This is a genomic window from Pseudomonas sp. Sample_9 (assembly GCF_004307535.1).
GTDB lineage: Bacteria > Pseudomonadota > Gammaproteobacteria > Pseudomonadales > Pseudomonadaceae > Aquipseudomonas > Aquipseudomonas mercuritolerans.
Window position 1 is genome coordinate 1 of record NZ_RAZO01000207.1, and the last position, 16101, is coordinate 16101.

The 16101-nt window shown below is 58.8% G+C and carries 13 protein-coding genes and 1 pseudogene; 5 read left to right on the top strand and 9 right to left on the bottom strand.

Going from position 1 to position 16101, the window contains the following annotated elements; translation table 11 throughout:
* Positions 1 to 477: 477 nt before the first annotated feature.
* Positions 478 to 885, bottom strand: coding sequence for an HPF/RaiA family ribosome-associated protein (locus D6877_RS11270; RefSeq protein ID WP_130910818.1), 408 nt, complete (start codon positions 883 to 885; stop codon positions 478 to 480).
* 200 nt (positions 886 to 1085) lie between these two features.
* Positions 1086 to 2033, bottom strand: coding sequence for a LysR substrate-binding domain-containing protein (locus tag D6877_RS11275; RefSeq protein WP_016771630.1), 948 nt, complete (start codon positions 2031 to 2033; stop codon positions 1086 to 1088).
* Positions 2034 to 2168: 135 nt separating this feature from the next.
* On the opposite strand from D6877_RS11275, the gene D6877_RS11280 reads away from it, so the two are divergent.
* Both D6877_RS11280 and D6877_RS11285 read left to right on the top strand, forming a co-directional pair.
* Positions 2169 to 3545 (top strand): L-serine ammonia-lyase, encoded by a 1377-nt coding sequence (locus D6877_RS11280; RefSeq protein ID WP_130910819.1) that lies wholly within the window; start codon positions 2169 to 2171, stop codon positions 3543 to 3545.
* A 264-nt stretch (positions 3546 to 3809) separates the two neighbouring features.
* Entirely contained in the window at positions 3810 to 4127 is a 318-nt protein-coding gene (locus D6877_RS11285) for a DUF3509 domain-containing protein (RefSeq protein WP_016771632.1), read from the top strand.
* Here D6877_RS11285 and D6877_RS11290 read toward each other — a convergent pair.
* Positions 4124 to 4624 (bottom strand): phosphate-starvation-inducible PsiE family protein, encoded by a 501-nt coding sequence (locus D6877_RS11290; protein WP_016771633.1) that lies wholly within the window; start codon positions 4622 to 4624, stop codon positions 4124 to 4126. The genes D6877_RS11285 and D6877_RS11290 overlap by 4 nt on opposite strands.
* 336 nt (positions 4625 to 4960) lie before the next feature.
* On the opposite strand from D6877_RS11290, the pseudogene D6877_RS11295 reads away from it, so the two are divergent.
* Positions 4961 to 5200, top strand: a pseudogene (locus D6877_RS11295) (YebG family protein); the annotation flags it as partial.
* Positions 5201 to 5384: 184 nt separating this feature from the next.
* On the opposite strand, the gene D6877_RS11300 reads toward D6877_RS11295, so the two are convergent.
* Positions 5385 to 6404 (bottom strand): Glu/Leu/Phe/Val dehydrogenase dimerization domain-containing protein, encoded by a 1020-nt coding sequence (locus D6877_RS11300; protein ID WP_130910820.1) that lies wholly within the window; start codon positions 6402 to 6404, stop codon positions 5385 to 5387.
* 184 nt (positions 6405 to 6588) lie between these two features.
* Here D6877_RS11300 and D6877_RS11305 point away from each other — a divergent pair, with 184 nt between their 5' ends.
* Positions 6589 to 7392 (top strand): transglutaminase family protein, encoded by an 804-nt coding sequence (locus D6877_RS11305; RefSeq protein ID WP_130910821.1) that lies wholly within the window; start codon positions 6589 to 6591, stop codon positions 7390 to 7392.
* A 141-nt stretch (positions 7393 to 7533) separates the two neighbouring features.
* On the opposite strand, the gene maiA is transcribed toward D6877_RS11305, so the two are convergent.
* Genes maiA through hmgA form a run of 3 tightly spaced genes read right to left on the bottom strand, consistent with a single transcriptional unit; the run spans position 7534 to position 10794 of the window.
* Entirely contained in the window at positions 7534 to 8169 is a 636-nt protein-coding gene (gene maiA / locus D6877_RS11310; RefSeq protein ID WP_130910822.1) for a maleylacetoacetate isomerase, read from the bottom strand.
* Between the two features lie 12 nt (positions 8170 to 8181).
* Positions 8182 to 9486 carry a fumarylacetoacetase gene (gene fahA, locus D6877_RS11315; protein WP_130910823.1) on the bottom strand — a complete coding sequence of 435 codons (1305 nt, stop codon included), beginning with the start codon at positions 9484 to 9486 and terminating at the stop codon, positions 8182 to 8184.
* Between the two features lie 3 nt (positions 9487 to 9489).
* Complete coding sequence (gene hmgA, locus D6877_RS11320; protein ID WP_130910824.1) at positions 9490 to 10794, bottom strand: homogentisate 1,2-dioxygenase; 1305 nt, start codon at positions 10792 to 10794, stop codon at positions 9490 to 9492.
* Positions 10795 to 10957: 163 nt separating this feature from the next.
* Between hmgA and D6877_RS11325 the strand changes: the two genes are divergently transcribed.
* Positions 10958 to 11737, top strand: a complete 780-nt coding sequence (locus tag D6877_RS11325; protein WP_130910825.1) for an IclR family transcriptional regulator — start codon at positions 10958 to 10960, stop codon at positions 11735 to 11737.
* 42 nt (positions 11738 to 11779) lie between these two features.
* Here the strand turns inward: D6877_RS11325 and D6877_RS11330 are convergent, their stop codons facing one another.
* Together D6877_RS11330 and D6877_RS11335 are read right to left on the bottom strand one after the other, a co-directional pair.
* Positions 11780 to 15235, bottom strand: coding sequence for a DUF6543 domain-containing protein (locus D6877_RS11330; protein ID WP_130910826.1), 3456 nt, complete (start codon positions 15233 to 15235; stop codon positions 11780 to 11782).
* Positions 15236 to 15388: 153 nt separating this feature from the next.
* A partial coding sequence (locus tag D6877_RS11335; RefSeq protein WP_241662886.1) for a LuxR C-terminal-related transcriptional regulator occupies positions 15389 to 16101 on the bottom strand: 713 nt, incomplete at its 5' end.

The following is a 16101-nucleotide window of genomic DNA, read 5'->3' on the forward strand; positions in this document are numbered from 1 at the left end:
ACACGCAGTACTTCACACGCTCGTTCGATGACAACAACAAGGGCAAGTACGTGGGGGAGCCGCGGACGGTTTATGTGCAGACTTCGGTGGCGTTCTGACCGCAACCCATTGAAGATCAAAAGCCCCTCACCCTAACCCTCTCCCAGGGGGAGAGGGGACTGACCGAGGTGTATTTACGATTTGCGCCCGCCTGCAATATCGAGCCGAACGCTGGACTTGAAAACAACCGGAATCGGCCCCCTCTCCCAGAGGGTGAGGGACTGACCGAGGTGTATTTACGATTTACGCTCGCCTGCAATATCGAGCCGAACGCTGGACTTGAAAACAACCGGGTTCGGCTCCCTCTCCCTCGGGAGAGGGCTGGGGTGAGGGGCTACGATCTCAAACCCTGCCGCGAAACAACCAACAGCCCAAACAAAAAAAACGGGCCTGCATCAGCAGGCCCGTTCTCCTTTGGTGACTTGTGAACTCAGCGCATCAACTGTTGATCGCTGCCTGTTCGTTCTCATCGAATTCTTCCGCCAACAGCTTGTCATTGGCCTTGCCGGTAAACGGCACTACAGCGGCGCGTGGTTTACCTCGCAGTTTGCCGAACAGGTGCTCCAGTGCGTGCTCAAGTTTTTCGGCAGCGCCGTCGATTGCCAGTTCCAGCGAATCGGCTTTGTGGGTCACGGAAATCGGTTGGTGGCCTTTTGGCCGCGCTTCCAGCTGGCAGCGCAAGTCATGGGGACCTGGTTTGTCACCGTTCTCGTCGCTCAGGTGGACTTCGACACGGGTCAGGTCTTCTTCATAACGTTCGAGCGTGCTCTCAATAGTTGTACGTACCCACTCCTCCAGTCGCTGACTACTTTGAATATGGTTATCGCTGTTGACTTGGATTTGCATAGTTCATCCCTTATTTCAGCTAGCTCGCTGGAGGCCTTGAAGTGAATTTCCTGACCTCCTGGTTACAACAATCGGCCCGACTGCCGAACATTTCAACCCCTGAAAAAAGAAAAATATTCATTCGCAAAAAAAGCCGGACAACCGAGCGAGGCGCTGTTAATGTCGGGAGTTGGGTCGACCCGCTCCGCAGAAAAATCTGCTCACATCTGCTGCTCATTCAGCGGGTGAAGACTGCGGAAAATTCCCGCCTCCTCCACCAGCCAGTCATGCACAGCGCGCACGCCCGGATGGCTCAACGCCCCCGGCGCATACAGCAGCACATAGCGTTTATGGTTGGGCACCGACAAGCCGAACGGCACGATCAACGTGCCGCGCTCCAGCTCATCGTTGAGCAACGTGCGCCGGGCAATCGCCACGCCCATGCCGGCGATCGCCGCTTCGATGGTCAGGTGATTGCGATTGAAAGTGTGGCCGCGTCGCACATCGGCGCCTTCGAAGCCGATCGCGTTCAAATAGAACTCCCATTCCGCGTATTCGTAACTGCCACGCCAGGCGGTGATGTCGTGCAGCAGCGGGAAATGCACCAGATCGGCCGGCCCGTGCAACGGCGGGCGGCCGCGCAGCAGGCTCGGCGCGCACACCGGAAATATCTGCTCGTCGAGCAAGGCTGTGGATAACAATCCGGGGTAGCTGCCATCGTTGAGGTCGATGGCCAGATCGAAATCGCCCTCATGCAGTGGCACGCTGCTGTCCTCGGCCACCAGGCGCAACTGGATATCCGGAAAGCGTTGCTGCAAGCGCGGCAGGCGCGGGGTCAGCCACTTGCCGAGAAACGACGGGATCGAACGCAACCGCAGAGTCCCGCTGATCATCCCCGCGTCGAGTCGGCGCAATTCGGCATCGATGCTGCCATAGGCTTCGTTGACGGTAATCGCCAGCCGCTGCCCCTGCGCACTCAACTCAACGCCCCGCGCGCGCCGATGAAACAGGCGAAAGCCCAGGCGCTCTTCCAATTGGCGAATCTGCTGGCTGACCGCGCCCGGGGTGATGTGCAGCTCTTCGGCACAACGGGTGAACGACAGATGCCGAGCGGCACAGGCAAATACCTGCAGCCAGACATAGGTCTGGGCATGCAATTGACGACTCATTGTTTAGTCCTGCTAAAGGCTGTCTTAGGAGGTTTCGTTGGTCACCTCGAACCGAGGCAGGCAGTATCGCCGACATTGCGCTTGTCCGACAAAAAATGGCAGCGATTCCTACTCCATTGCTTGTAAGGGTTTAGCATGGCTATCAGTGTCTTCGATCTATTCAAAGTGGGCATCGGCCCGTCCAGTTCCCATACCGTCGGTCCGATGCGTGCAGCGGCGACCTTTGCCCAGGCTCTGATCGATCAGCATCTGCTCAATGATGTGCGACGTGTGCAGATCCGCCTGTACGGTTCGCTCTCGGCCACCGGCGTCGGCCACGCCACTGACCGCGCAACGGTCATGGGCCTGATGGGCGAGTGGCCGGACAGCATCGATCCTTCGACCATCGATCTACGCATCCAGCAACTGCGCGAAACCGGGCAACTGTCCCTCGCCGGTCAACGTTCAATTGCTTTTGACTGGCAGAGCGATCTACTGCTGCTCGACGAGAGCCTGCCCTACCACCCCAACGCCATGTCGCTGAGCGCCTTTGGCGCAAGCGCCGAGCTGTTCACGCAAACCTATTACTCGGTGGGCGGCGGTTTCATCGTCGAAGCGGCTGAAGCCGAGTCTGGTGTGGCGCCAACCAGCGACGTGGTGTTGCCCTATGATTTTTCCAGCGCCGCCGAACTGCTCGCCCTGTGCAAACAACACAATCTGCGCGTGTCCGAACTGATGATGGCCAACGAGCGCGCCTGGCGCAGCGACGCCGAAATCCGTCAGGGCCTGTTGCACATCTGGTCTGTAATGCGCGAGTGCGTCGAACAAGGTTTGCGCCACGAAGGCATCCTGCCCGGCGGTCTGAAAGTACCGCGTCGCGCAGCGAAACTGCACCGCAGCCTGTTGGAAATCGGCAAACCGAATGTGATCAGTTCGACTCTGTCGGCGATGGAATGGGTCAATCTGTTCGCTCTCGCCGTCAACGAAGAAAACGCTGCCGGCGGGCGCATGGTCACCGCGCCGACCAATGGTGCTGCCGGGATCATTCCGGCGGTTCTGCACTACTACATGAAATTCAATCCGGATGCGTCTGATGATGATGTCGTCGCGTTCTTTCTCGGCGCAGCCGCTGTCGGCATTTTGTGCAAGAAAAACGCCTCCATCTCCGGCGCCGAAGTTGGCTGTCAGGGCGAAGTCGGCTCGGCTTGCGCAATGGCCGCCGCCGGCCTGGCCGACGTCCTCGGCGCGACACCGGAGCAACTGGAGAACGCTGCCGAAATCGGCCTGGAACACAACCTCGGCCTGACCTGCGATCCGGTCGGTGGCCTGGTGCAAGTGCCGTGCATCGAGCGCAATGCCATCGCGGCGGTGAAGGCGATCAACGCCACGCAAATGGCCCTGCGCGGCGACGGCAATCACTTTATTTCCCTCGACCGGGTGATCCGCACCATGCGCGACACCGGCGCCGACATGCACGACAAATACAAGGAAACTTCACGAGGCGGGCTGGCGGTGAACTGGGTGGAGTGCTGATCGGCCTGATTGCACTGTCAGCGATCATCGGCCCATTCCTGCCCTGAAAACGCGCCATAAAAAACGGCGAGCCCCGAGGCTCGCCGTTTTTTTTCGCCGTGTTTATTGTTCGACAATTTTTCCGGCATGCCCCTTGCTATATCACCCTTGAGGCAAACGGACATTGCAAACCTCAGCGAACGAGATGCCAGTGGTCTGGTGTTGCGAACCAAATCAGATCATGGCCGGTCAACAACTGCACGTTCAATCAGGCGGTGACGCATCATGGACAACCCATTTCAAATCATTACCGATGCTTTCGCGCCGGACTATCAGATCAATCTGAGCATTCAGGGCCTGGACGGCAGCATCATGCTGACCCTGTCCAATGCCGGCCGCATCGTGGCCAAGCGCATGATCAGCGCCGAACAGCGCAACGATCCCGAGCGTTTGAAACGGCTGGTACAAAGCATCCAGTTTGGCATCGCCATCGAACAGGGCCACAGCGCCATGTCGATTCTCGAGGCCATGACCAGCGGCGCCGGGCTGACCCCGCCACCGCCACGCGTCAAAGGCCAGCCGGGCCAGGCGGCGGGTCTTTAGAGCTCGCCCTTCTCCACTTCCGGATGCTCGCTGGAGCCCGTGCCGATCTTGCGCTGCGGGTTCTCGATCTTCACCGAAGGGAATTGCGACGAAGCGTAACGCACCACCAGGATCGCGAACGCCAGCAGCAGAATGCCGCCGCACAGGTAGATGATGCCCATGTCCGGCGGGTTGTGGTGCGAGACGTTGGAGATCAGCAGGCGCGTCAGCGCGGTGATCGCAACGTAAATCAGAAAGCGCACCGGCATATGGTTGGTCTTGAAATAAATCCCGACCATCGCGCCCAGTTCCAGATAGATGAACAGCAACAGAATGTCATCGATCTTGATGTGCCCGACTTCGAGCATGCCGAGGAACTCCATCACCGCCGCCCACGCCGTCACCGCACCGATGGCGAACAGCGCCAGATAGTGGAAGGTTTCGACGAACAGGTTGCCCAGGGACTCGGCCAGTTGATGCACGTTACGCCGCAGTTTCTCGGCCCAGTTTATTTTCACGATGAGTTTCCTTAGCCCGTTTCGGGCGGATGATGCGTATCGCACGTGACGGTTTTGCGCGCGAGCCTTGTTGCAACGGTTTTCATGCAGGTTCAGGGCCACGCATCATGGCGATCCGCCGCAAATCCCGCGCCGTGGCGTTTGGTCGCACCGCTAGAGTTTCTGTGGGAGCGAGCCTGCTCGCGAATAGCAGCCACCCCGTCCCCTGACAAACGCCAAATCCGGTCTACATTGAAAAGCCACTACCCATGGCGCAGGGATTCGCTTATCCTTTTCGCTGTATATGGATACAGTAGTCGTCAAGACAACTTAACGTGAAGGCATGTGAGGTGGTGAATGGCCGTCGAAGTGGTATACCGCAGCAGCCGAGATCTGGAGCGCTTGTTCATGGATAAAGCCGAAGCTGATCGTCATGACAAAATGCTCGAACTGGCCGAATATCTGGCCGATGTGCTGCAAAAAGCCGTTCCGTCCCTGACCGAACAGCAAGTGGAAGAAGCCGGGATCTACATGGCGAAGAATCGCGATGTGTTCGCCCGGGCATTCAAGAGTCAGCCCGATGCGCTGTCGGAGCTGATCAACGCGCCGGCCGAGCCTGTCGAAAAAGCTGAAGCGGCAGAACCTGACGAGGCGCCGGCGAAGCCCGCCAAAGCAGCGAAAGCGCCGAAGTAATCAGAAAGATCGTCCGATCGCGGCCCGAGCCTTCGGCAGCTCCTGCATTCCGAGTGTAGGAGCTGCCGAAGGCTGCGATCTTTTGCTTTCAGCGATACAAAACCTTTTCCGCCAACTCATCCGCCACCCGCGCCGGCGAACGTTTTTCCGCCTGAGCATGGGCAAAGACTTCGGTCAGCCGCGAACTGATCTTCGACAGATGCGCCGTAATCGTCGGCAACTCCTCGCCACGATGTTTAAGCGAAACGTAAATAAGCCCGCCGGCATTGATCACATAATCCGGCGCATAAAGAATTCCGCGCCGTTCCAGTTGATCCGCCACATCCAGATGGGAAAGTTGATTGTTCGCCGAACCGGCGACAGCGGAACAGCGCAGTTGCGACACCGAATGACTGTTGAGCACACCGCCCAACCCACAAGGCGCGAGAATGTCGCACGGCGTGCTGAGCAATGCGTCGTTGGCGATCGGGTGAGCATTGAGCTGCTCCATTGCCAGTTGCACCTTGCCGTGGTCGATGTCACTGACGAGCAACTCGGCGCCTGCCGCGTGCAGTTGCTCGGCCAGCGCAAAACCGACATTGCCAAGCCCCTGGATGGCAACGCGCAGACCTTCGAGGTTGTCGCTGCCCAGGCGCGCCATCGCCGTGGCGCGAATGCCGGTGAACACGCCCATGGCCGCGTGCGGTGCCGGATCGCCTGCCGAGGTGGTGCTGGTGACATGCCGGGTCTGCTGGGCAATGCAGTCCATGTCCGCCACTGACGTACCGCTGTCGATGGCGGTGATGTAGCGACCGTCGAGCTGCTCGATGCAACGGCCGAAAGCCTCGAACAACGCGGCGCGATTCTCGACATGGGCCGGGCGCACGATCACCGCCACCCCGCCGCCCTGCGCAAGGCCGGCGAGCGCCGCTTTGTAGCTCATGTTTTGCGCCAGGCGAATGGCGTCCTCGACCGCAGATTCGTCGTTGGGATAGGCAAGGTAACGGCACCCGCCCAGGGCTGGCCCCAGGCGACTGTCATGAATGGCAATGACCGCCTTCAACCCGGTGACCGGGTCCACGCTCAGGTGCAGCGATTCCAGGCGAGTGCTTTGCATGAGAGCGAACATCGACAGGCTCCCGAATCACTTCTTGTAGAACGCCAGTATAGGCTTGCCCCTGAAAATTGCTGGCGCGCACCGGCATGAGCCGCCGAGCGGACAATGTTGCGCCGCTATAACTCGCGCTCAACGCGCCCGGTACTGGACGAACAACCCGGACGGGGCTAAAACGAGGCATTGGAGGGAGATTCAGATGAGTGCGCGCCAACGCTTTTTCGAATGCCTGCATCGTTCACCGCCAGCCCTGCTGGAAGCTGCGCTGTGGATAAGTGCCGAGCACGACAAAACCCTCGAGCCCGAGGCATGGTTGCGCACCTTCAAGGATCTGCAACTACGCGTCAGCTATGGCCTGCCGATGCTGCCGGTCAGCGAACTGGCGCAACCGTTGTTGCGGCGCATGGTCGATCTCGGTTTCGCACAGGATGATTTCCTGCCGCTGCGCCCACAGGCGGCGCTGCTGCACCGCGTGTTGCACACCCAGCGCGGTCAGCCGCTGGCATTGGCGTTGATCGCACTGGAACTGGCGCATGGCCTCGAGATTCCTTTGGTCGGGGTCAACTTCCCCGGGCATTTCCTGTTGCGGGTACCCGGCGCCGACCACTTGCTCGACCCTTGCGGCGGGCGACGCTTGTATCCCAACGACTGTCGCGAACTGTTGCAACGCCAATACGGGCCGAACATGCAGCTCAGCGCCGAACATTTGCTGAGCGCAACGCCAGTGCAGATGCTGCAGCGTCTGTCACGCAACCTGCGCCAATTGCACCTGACCCACGACGATTACATTGCCGCGCTGATCGACGCGGAACGAGTGCTCGAACTGGGCGGCGCCAAAGCCGCCGATTACATGGCCCGGGCCAGTCTGTATCAACGGCTGGACTGCCCAAACGCCGAGCGCTTCGACCTTGAGCACGCGTTGCTGCTCAGTGAAGACCCGATCCAGCGCCTGCGCCTGACCGAACGCCTCGGCCATCTGCCGCCCAACTCCGTCGTGCATTGACCACCTTCCGCAGGCTTGCCCCCATCCTTGAGGCCCACACAAAGCTGTGTGGGAGCGAGCCTGCTCGCGAAGGCGCTGTGTCAGCTGAATGAAAGGCCACTGACACTCCGTCTTCGCGAGCAGGCTCGCTCCCACAGGGGATTAAGGGGTGTCCGGTTGATTGGCAGGATGCGCCTTGATAAACGCCGGATGTTCAACCGCCAACGCAGCCACACGGCGGATTTTCGGATACGCCTCCAGGCTGACGTTGAACCGCTCTGCGGCATACAACTGCGGAATCAGATACACATCCGCCACACACGGCCATTCGCCAAAACAGAAACCGCTGTCGCCGATCAACTGCTCCACCGTCGCCAGCCCTTGGCTGATCCAATGCCCGATCCACTCCATTACCTGCGTTTCATCCTGCCCGGACTGGCGCAGGCGATTGAGTACGCTGACGTTGTGCAGCGGGTGCACGTCGCAGCCGATCACCGCCGCCACACCGCGCACCCGCGCGCGGGCCAGCAGATCATCCGGCAGCAGCGGCACCTGTGGATAACGCTCCTCCAGATACTCGATGATCGCCGGCGACTGAATCAGCAGCGCGCCGTCATCGGTGCGCAAGGTCGGCACCCGCCCCTGCGGATTGAGCGCCAGATACGCCGGTTGCCGATGTTCACCACCCGACGATGCGATCAGGTTGACCGGCAGCGCCTGGTAATCGAGGCCCTTCAACGCCAGCGCGATCCGCACCCGGTACGACGAAGTGGAACGGTAATAAGTGTAGAGATCCATGAGCCGCTCCCGTCAGCGCGCAGCGATCACGGTGCCGCGACATTCGCCGAAGCCGATCGAGGCAAAACCTTCGCGGGCGCAGCGAGCGCGCAGGATGATTTCGTCACCGTCCTCAAGGAATTTGCGCACCTCGCCTGAGGCCAGTTCGATCGGCTTTTTACCGCCCTCGGTGATCTCCAGCAGGCTGCCGAACTGGCCGTTTTCCGGGCCGGACAAAGTGCCCGAACCGAACAGGTCACCGGCCTGCAATTGGCAACCGTTGACGCTGTGGTGCGCGACCATTTGCGCGACGGTCCAGTACATGTAGCGGGTGTTGCTCAAGGTCAGGCGATGGGCCGGCAGATTCTGCTCGCGCATGGCTTCGGTGCGCAGCAGCACTTCCAGTTCGATGTCGAAGGCGCCGCCGTCCTGATCTCGCTTGTCGAGCAGATACGGCAACGGCTGCGGATCACCTTCAGGACGCGCCGGCTGTGCCGTGCGGAACGGCTCCAGCGCTTCGGCCGTCACCACCCAGGGCGAGACACTGGTGATGAAACTCTTCGACAGAAACGGGCCGAGTGGCTGGTATTCCCAGGCCTGGATATCCCGCGCCGACCAGTCGTTGAGCAGGCAGAAACCGGCGATGTGCTCGGCGGCGTCACCGATGGCAATCGGCTCGCCCATTTCGTTACCCTGGCCGATCCAGATGCCCAGTTCCAGTTCGTAATCCAGACGTGCGCAAGGGCCGAAGACCGGGTCGGTCTGCCCGGCCGGCAGCGTCTGGCCCTTCGGCCGGCGCACGTCGGTGCCGGACGCTCGCACCGTGGAAGCGCGACCGTGGTAACCGATCGGCACGTGCTTGTAGTTCGGCAGCAGCGGGTTATCCGGGCGGAACAGTTTGCCGACGTTCTGCGCGTGCTCGATGCCGACATAGAAGTCGGTGTAATCGCTGATTCGCGCCGGCAGGTGCATCTGGCAATCGCCAGCCAGTGGCAAGACTTTCGCGCCTTGCGCTTCGATGCTGCCGCGCAGGGTGCTGCCTTCACTGAACAGTTCGACCAGGCGTTCGCGCAGGGCAACCCGCGCCTCACGGCCAAGTTCGAAGAACGCGTTCAACTGCCCGCCGTGCATGGCTTCCACCGCACTGCGTGCGACACCGTCGAACAGCCCGGCCTCAAGCGCCACCTGCAAATCGAAGATGTGCTCGCCAATCGCTACGCCCGCGCGCGGCGTCGAACCGTTGAGACTGAACACGCCCAGCGGCAGATTCTGCAAGGGGAAATCGCTGTGACCGTTGGCCGAAGCGACCCAACTGCGGGGGATGGAATTCTGTGTCATGGGTTATCTCCGGGTCGGGTCGAACGTGGCGGGCAGCGAGGCCCAGCAAGCGTCATAACTGGATTGCAATTGAGGGCAGTCGAGGGCGAAACGGCTTGGGCGCAGCACCTGGCTGGTCTCGAACATGAAGGCCATGGTGTTATCGATTTTTGCAGGTGCAAGCTCGGCGTTGATCGCCCTGGTGCAGGTCTCGCCGTCGGGGCCGTGGGCGCTCATGCAGCTGTGCAACGAGGCGCCGCCGGGCACGAAACCTTCAGCCTTGGCGTCGTATTCGCCCTGGATCAGGCCCATGAATTCGTTCATCAGGTTGCGATGGAACCACGGCGGCCGGAAGGTCTTTTCGGCGACCATCCAGCGCGGCGGGAAGATCACGAAATCGAGGTTGGCCAGACCGTGCACGCTGGTCGGCGAGGTCAGTACGGTGAAGATCGAAGGATCGGGATGATCGAAACTCACTGTGCCGATGGTGTTGAAACGGCGCAGGTCGTATTTGTACGGCACGTTGTTGCCGTGCCAGGCGACCACATTGAGCGGTGAGTGATTGAGTTCAGTAGCCCACAGCTGGCCAAGGAATTTCTGCACCAGAGTGGTCGGTTGCTGGAGGTTTTCGTAGGCAGCGACCGGGGCAAGGAAATCCCGGGGATTGGCCAGACCGTTGCTGCCGATCGGCCCCAGATCCGGCAGGCGCAGGGGCGCGCCATGGTTCTCGGCGAGGTAACCGCGTGCCTGCGGGTCGAGCAATTCGACGCGGAATTTCAGGCCACGCGGCAGCACGACGATTTCCAGCGGCGCCACTTCGAGTACGCCCAGTTCGGTGGCGATACGCAGGCGACCGAGTTGCGGCACCAGCAGCATTTCCCCATCGGCGTTGAAGAACACCCGCTCCATCGAACGGTTGGCGGTGTAGTTATAAATGCTGATGCCGGACGGTTTCTCGGCGCCGGCGTTTGCGGCCATGCTGACCAGGCCATCGATGAAATCCGTCGGTTCGGTCGGCAGCTCCAGTGGATTCCAGCGCAGGCGATTGGGCGTCACTTCACCCAACGGTCCGCCGGCCAGTTGCCGTTCCAGTTTGACGAACGCCGGGTGATTGGCCGATGGCTGAATCCGGTACATCCAGGTGCGGCGCGCTTCGCTGCGCGGCATGGTGAACGCGGTGCCGGAGAACAGTTCGGTATACAGGCCGTATGGGGCTTTTTGCGGGGAATTCTGGCCAACGGGCAGCGCGCCGGGCAACGCTTCAGTGCTGAATTCGTTGCCGAAGCCGGACTGGTAAACCAAGTCCTGCGCGGTTGAATCGAGGTTCATGGAGCCTCCTGAACAGGGAGTCGGCAATGGCCCATCGCTCTGGCTCAGAGGTCTCGGCACGCCGGGGTTGTTATTATCGTAATCTGATTACGCATAACGTAATTTGCTCGCTATCCAGCGTCAAGCTATAAAGACGCCCACTCGAACCGGAACCGCCAGCCCCATGGAAAAAACCAGCGACAGCAACGGCAAACAGAAAGTCCGCTCCGCCGAGGTCGGCACCGACATCCTCAAGGCTTTGGCCGAGTTGTCACCGTCGACTTCGCTGTCGCGTCTGGCCGAACACGTGCAGATGCCGGCGAGCAAGGTGCATCGCTATCTGCAGGCGTTGATTGCTTCGGGATTTGCCGAACAGAACGCCGCCACCAACCATTACGGCCTCGGTCGCGAAGCGCTGCGGGTGGGCCTGGCCGCGCTCAACAGCATGGACGTGTTGAAGGTCGCTGCCCTGCCGCTGTCCGAGTTGCGCGATGAACTCAACGAAACCTGCTTCCTCGCGGTGTGGGGCAATCAGGGCGCAACCGTGGTGCACATCGAACCAGCGGTGCGCGCGGTGACGGTGGTGACGCAATTGGGTTCGGTGCTGCCGCTGCTCAGTTCGTCCACCGGGCTGGTGTTCAGCGCTTACCTGCCGCATCGGGAAACCGACGACTTGCGTGAGCAGGAAATCGCTGTCGCGGAGCATCCGCTCAAGGATGAAACAGCCTATGCAGCGCTGTGTGAACAGATCCGCGAACGCGGTCTGCATCACGTGCATGGTTTGTTGATGCCGGGTGTGGATGCGCTTTCTGCGCCAGTGTTCAACGCGGTCGGGCAGATCGCTGCGGTGCTGACCATCGTCGGCCCGACCTCGCTGTTCCACGCCGACGAAAACGGCCCGGCGGCGCAGCGGTTGCTGGCTGCGACGCGGGCCGTGAGTTGGCGGATGGGCTACGAACGATAACGCTCTTGCCCATTGAACGAGCGGTAACTATTCACAATCCGATCAATGAACGGTGGTTTTGCTCAGGCTGGCATCAGCGCCTTCCATCAACGTGTTGAACAGTTCGACGAGTATCTCTTTCAAGTCTTCCTGGCCGGTGTAATACGTGACCAGTTCCGCAACCGTCCGCGCGTCCTCGAACAGGCTGAGAAACGACCGCTGTGCATGGGTGACTTCCTTGACCGGGTTACCCGCCGCCACGGCTTTGCCCAGGGTCAACAGGCCGGTCAGTGTTTCCTGCACATGTCCCAGCGCAGCGCGGTAGTCGCCTCGTTTATGCGATTGAGAGGCGTCGTAAATGCTTTTCATCATCTGCACAGCCACCACGACAGTGCCCACAGGAGGCACCAGCAGGCTCACGATGTTTGCCGCTTTCAACAGGTTGTCGTAAACCAGACCGACGATGATTTCATTGAGACTGGTGGTGCGCTCGTCGATATCACTCAATGCACGGCGCACTCGCTCGTCATGGAAAGTGAACAGATCCGGCAGTAACGACCGCTGCTGCGTGCGAATGACCGGTTTGGCATCGACTGTTGCAACCAGCTTGTCGAAATAGTCGTTGATCACCTTTTGGTCTACCAGCAGTATCCGCTCGCTGTAGTAGCTCCTGAACGGATCGTTTCGCAGACGAATCGAGGGAATGAACTCAGCGATTGGCCGGAAGCTGACCAGGTCCGGCGCATCCGGCGTATAGAGCAAATCGGCGAACCCTGAAGACAGCTTCAGTCGGAAAATATAAACGCCGCCAACCGTACGATCCCCGGCAGTCGTCAGACCCAGCGCGCCGATATTGAATTTATACACACCGACGTCACCTTCGGAGACGCTATTGGAGATTGACTCATAGCCGCCGCTTTCTTTCAGATTATCGATGACCCGTTGGATGGCCGAGAACGACTCCGTGGATAACCTGCCGTTGGTAAAGTCGGCAAAAGCATTGCAGTACATCTCACAGCGGATTTTGCGGGCGTGCACTGCACGTTTGAATGCGTAACCGGGATGCGCCTTGTTCTGATATTGCTCTTTCAGCATCGCGGCATATCGATCACCTGGACGGAACGTTTTCGACAGCGAGGACAGGTCTCGGATATCCAGTTTTTCAACGAGGGGATGCCCATTCACCAAATAGTACTTCGGGCTGAATTTCGTTTCGTAAGCTGGGTTTACCGCGTCAAAAGCGAGCCCCTCAAGCAATAGGTCGGTAACGCTTTTACGGAAATCTTCGGTCTGAACAATAATCTGGTCAGGATTGACCGAAACGTTGCTGCCACGTGTACGCAAAATATCTTCTATCTGAGTTTTCACCGAGTCATAGGTGAACTGCTCAAATGTCGGGAAACCATTGTCTCGAGCATCAACCGTAGACAGCGCCTTGAGTTCGGTGGACAGGCGCGAATAGCGCTTGCGGCCTTCAACGCCAAGCGCTCGATAACCTACTGGTGCAATAGCCTTGTGCAGGGCAACTTCGGCTCGGTAGGCGGCATTCACGTAATCGGCAAGCGGTGCTTTGGGATCCAGATGAAGATCGGCCGGACGGCTATCGAGGGTGTAGCGATAGCTCAGTTGTGTGCGAGCGCTGCCGAGCAACTCGCCTGCTTCGTGCAGGTAGTCTGGATGGATCAGCAAGGCAGCGTATTCACGATCGGCGGACATTGCCGACTCCAGCCAACGGTTCGCCGCATAAAGATCGGAAAACTTCTGCAGCTCGAATTCACCGCCAGGCATTCTGACCAACATCAGCGAAGGTACATATTCTCTGGCCGAAATAACCAGGACGTCTTTCAATGCCGGCGCCTGCAATCTGATTCGCAAACCCTGGACAGTCACCGCAGGATCATTGGCCATGGCGCGAGCAATGATATTCGCATCGGTGGAATCCAACTTCCCAGAATGTCGAGCAACGAAAACTGCAAACTCCATCTGGCTATACAGGCAGTTTCGATAAGCCTGCTGATAATCATCGGAAGGCGAGAATGCAAAACTTCCGGCAAACTCCAGTCGCAGGTTACGATGCTCCAGCCATTGTTCTAGCGCCTGCGTCGTCAGCCGGCTTCCGACAGGAGCGCCAATGATAGTCAGATTGGCTTTATAACCATTGTCGTGCAGACCGGAAACAATAAACTCTGTCAGCGTTCGTGTTTCTTCTTGCTCGATAGTTCGCCCGCCGATCTGCAAGGTGTAGGAACTGTGGACACGTATCACTTGCGCATCAAGATGTTCGCCCAGCACGCTGTCTGCCCATTCAGCGAACTTCCGCACCACATAATCCTTGAGTGAAAAACATGCATCGAACGCGTTCGAATAAATAGCCTGGTATCGGTCCTTGGACTTTTCCAGCTGGCTATATCGCTCTTGAATGTCGCTACCAGCGGTCTGCAGCCAAAGCGGCCAGTCGGTACGTTTCAGTGCAGCCCAAAGCAGATCGAAGCGGCTATCGATACCGCGGCGCAGCACGTGCAGGCCCTGATTGTCCTGCAGCGCGGATATGAGCGGGTTATCTCGGCTATTGACCAAGGACGACACGCTTTCAAGCTGGCCTTTGAGATGAGTCTCTACACTAAAGGCATAAGGACTTTGCGTGGCTTTCAGATATCTGATCTGGTCGCTACCCAGCAACAGCCGCTTCTGAAGTTCGCGATGCAAATCAACATTCTTGTCAAAATACTCGAAGCCTTTTTCCGGCGTATGCAAGAGGTAAGAGGTGGATTCATTTACCAGCGGCATCTCTGCTCCCGCACGCTCGGCGTTGTCCAGAACGAAACAGGGCTGGCGCGCCAGAAGGTAATTCTGCGGCGGTTGCAGGTTGACTTCAAACGCCGCACGACCGCTGTCCGAGCTGAGCAGAAGGGCGAATCGCTCACCCAGCCCGGCATCAAGCACATTGGCCATGACCGACAGCGACAGCTCTGCACTTGTGACCATGGCATAGGCTTGGATGAAAGCCTGCTTATTGGACAACGGTGCACTGTCAGCCAGAACGGCTTTCACGGGCGCCGCCCAGAACTTTGCGATCTCGGCGCGCAACGTTTTTTCCAGTCCGGCAGCTATGGCAGCAATCAGATCTTCGACAATAATGGTGTTGATGATCTTTACTTTGAACTGCTCACTGAACGTGTCCGGCAGATAAAAAACCCCATCGCCGCCCATAATGTAAGCAGGACTGACATTGTTATCGAGGCAGTAAACGGTGACTTCCCAAAGAGTGCCCGAAGGCCGGTCTGCACTGGCGGGAAAAGCAGGATCGGTATTGACATAGACCTTGTCGATATCGACTGTTTTGCCCAGACGTTTCAATTCACCTTGAAGCATGTTGCGCAGAATATCCATAACGCTCGGCACGGCGCCGATAATCTTGAACATCTCCGTTTTGGCATGGCTTGCCTTTTCCCACTCTTCAGCCCATGAAACCTGTTCACCCAGCGAATCACGCATCAAACTTTTAAATAACTTGATCACAACTTTCCCTTACTTGACCATCCAGAGCCGCAAGTGCGGCCACTGCAGATAGTTGGAAGGTAGTTTCTTTTCCAAGCCACTTGAAGCTCGAACAATTTACAAAACATGCCCACAAATAACACAAACCATTTACATTCAAAGCAAAGCAAAATACTAAACAAGTATTCCCAGCAACTTCGCCTTGGCCACAGCCTGAGTTCTGCGCTCCACACCCAACTTCCCATTAATACGTCTCGCATGGGTTTTTACAGTATGCAGCGAGATAAAAAGTTGTTCGGCAACTTGCTGGTTCGAAGCACCTTGGGCAATCAGCATCAGCACTTCGCGTTCGCGCCGACTGAGGCCTGGTGCCTGATCAACGTCGTCGCAATGCCAGTCAGGAACCGGCCTGGCAGACGTTGTGCCGATGTTGCCTCGGCGTAATTCCCACTCGCGCAGGGCTTGCTGCAACTGGCAGCGCTCCACCAGCATTGCGGCTCGCTGGAAAGCCTGCTGCGCCTGCACCGCCTCACCGCTGGATTCGGCCAACTGGGTGTAGGCCAGCAGCAACTCCGTTTCTGCCGCCAACATGCCTTTGGCCTGAACATGTTTCAACAATCGTTCAATGCCTGGCAGACCGGTTTCGTCCGGATTCAATTGCGCATGCGCGCAGGCCAGCAAGTATTCGATGCGAATAATCAGTTCGAACGTCGCGGGTGGCGCCTGCAACGCAGAGGGTCCTCGGTAATGCCGTAGCAGTCGGCCCAACGCTTCCTGGACAAGATGCGGTCGCCCCTGCTGCAACCAGAACTGGCTGCTGACCTGCAAAACGACACCGCGATAGACCGTATCGGGAATCTGCCGCTGCTGCATGACCCTTTCGGCCT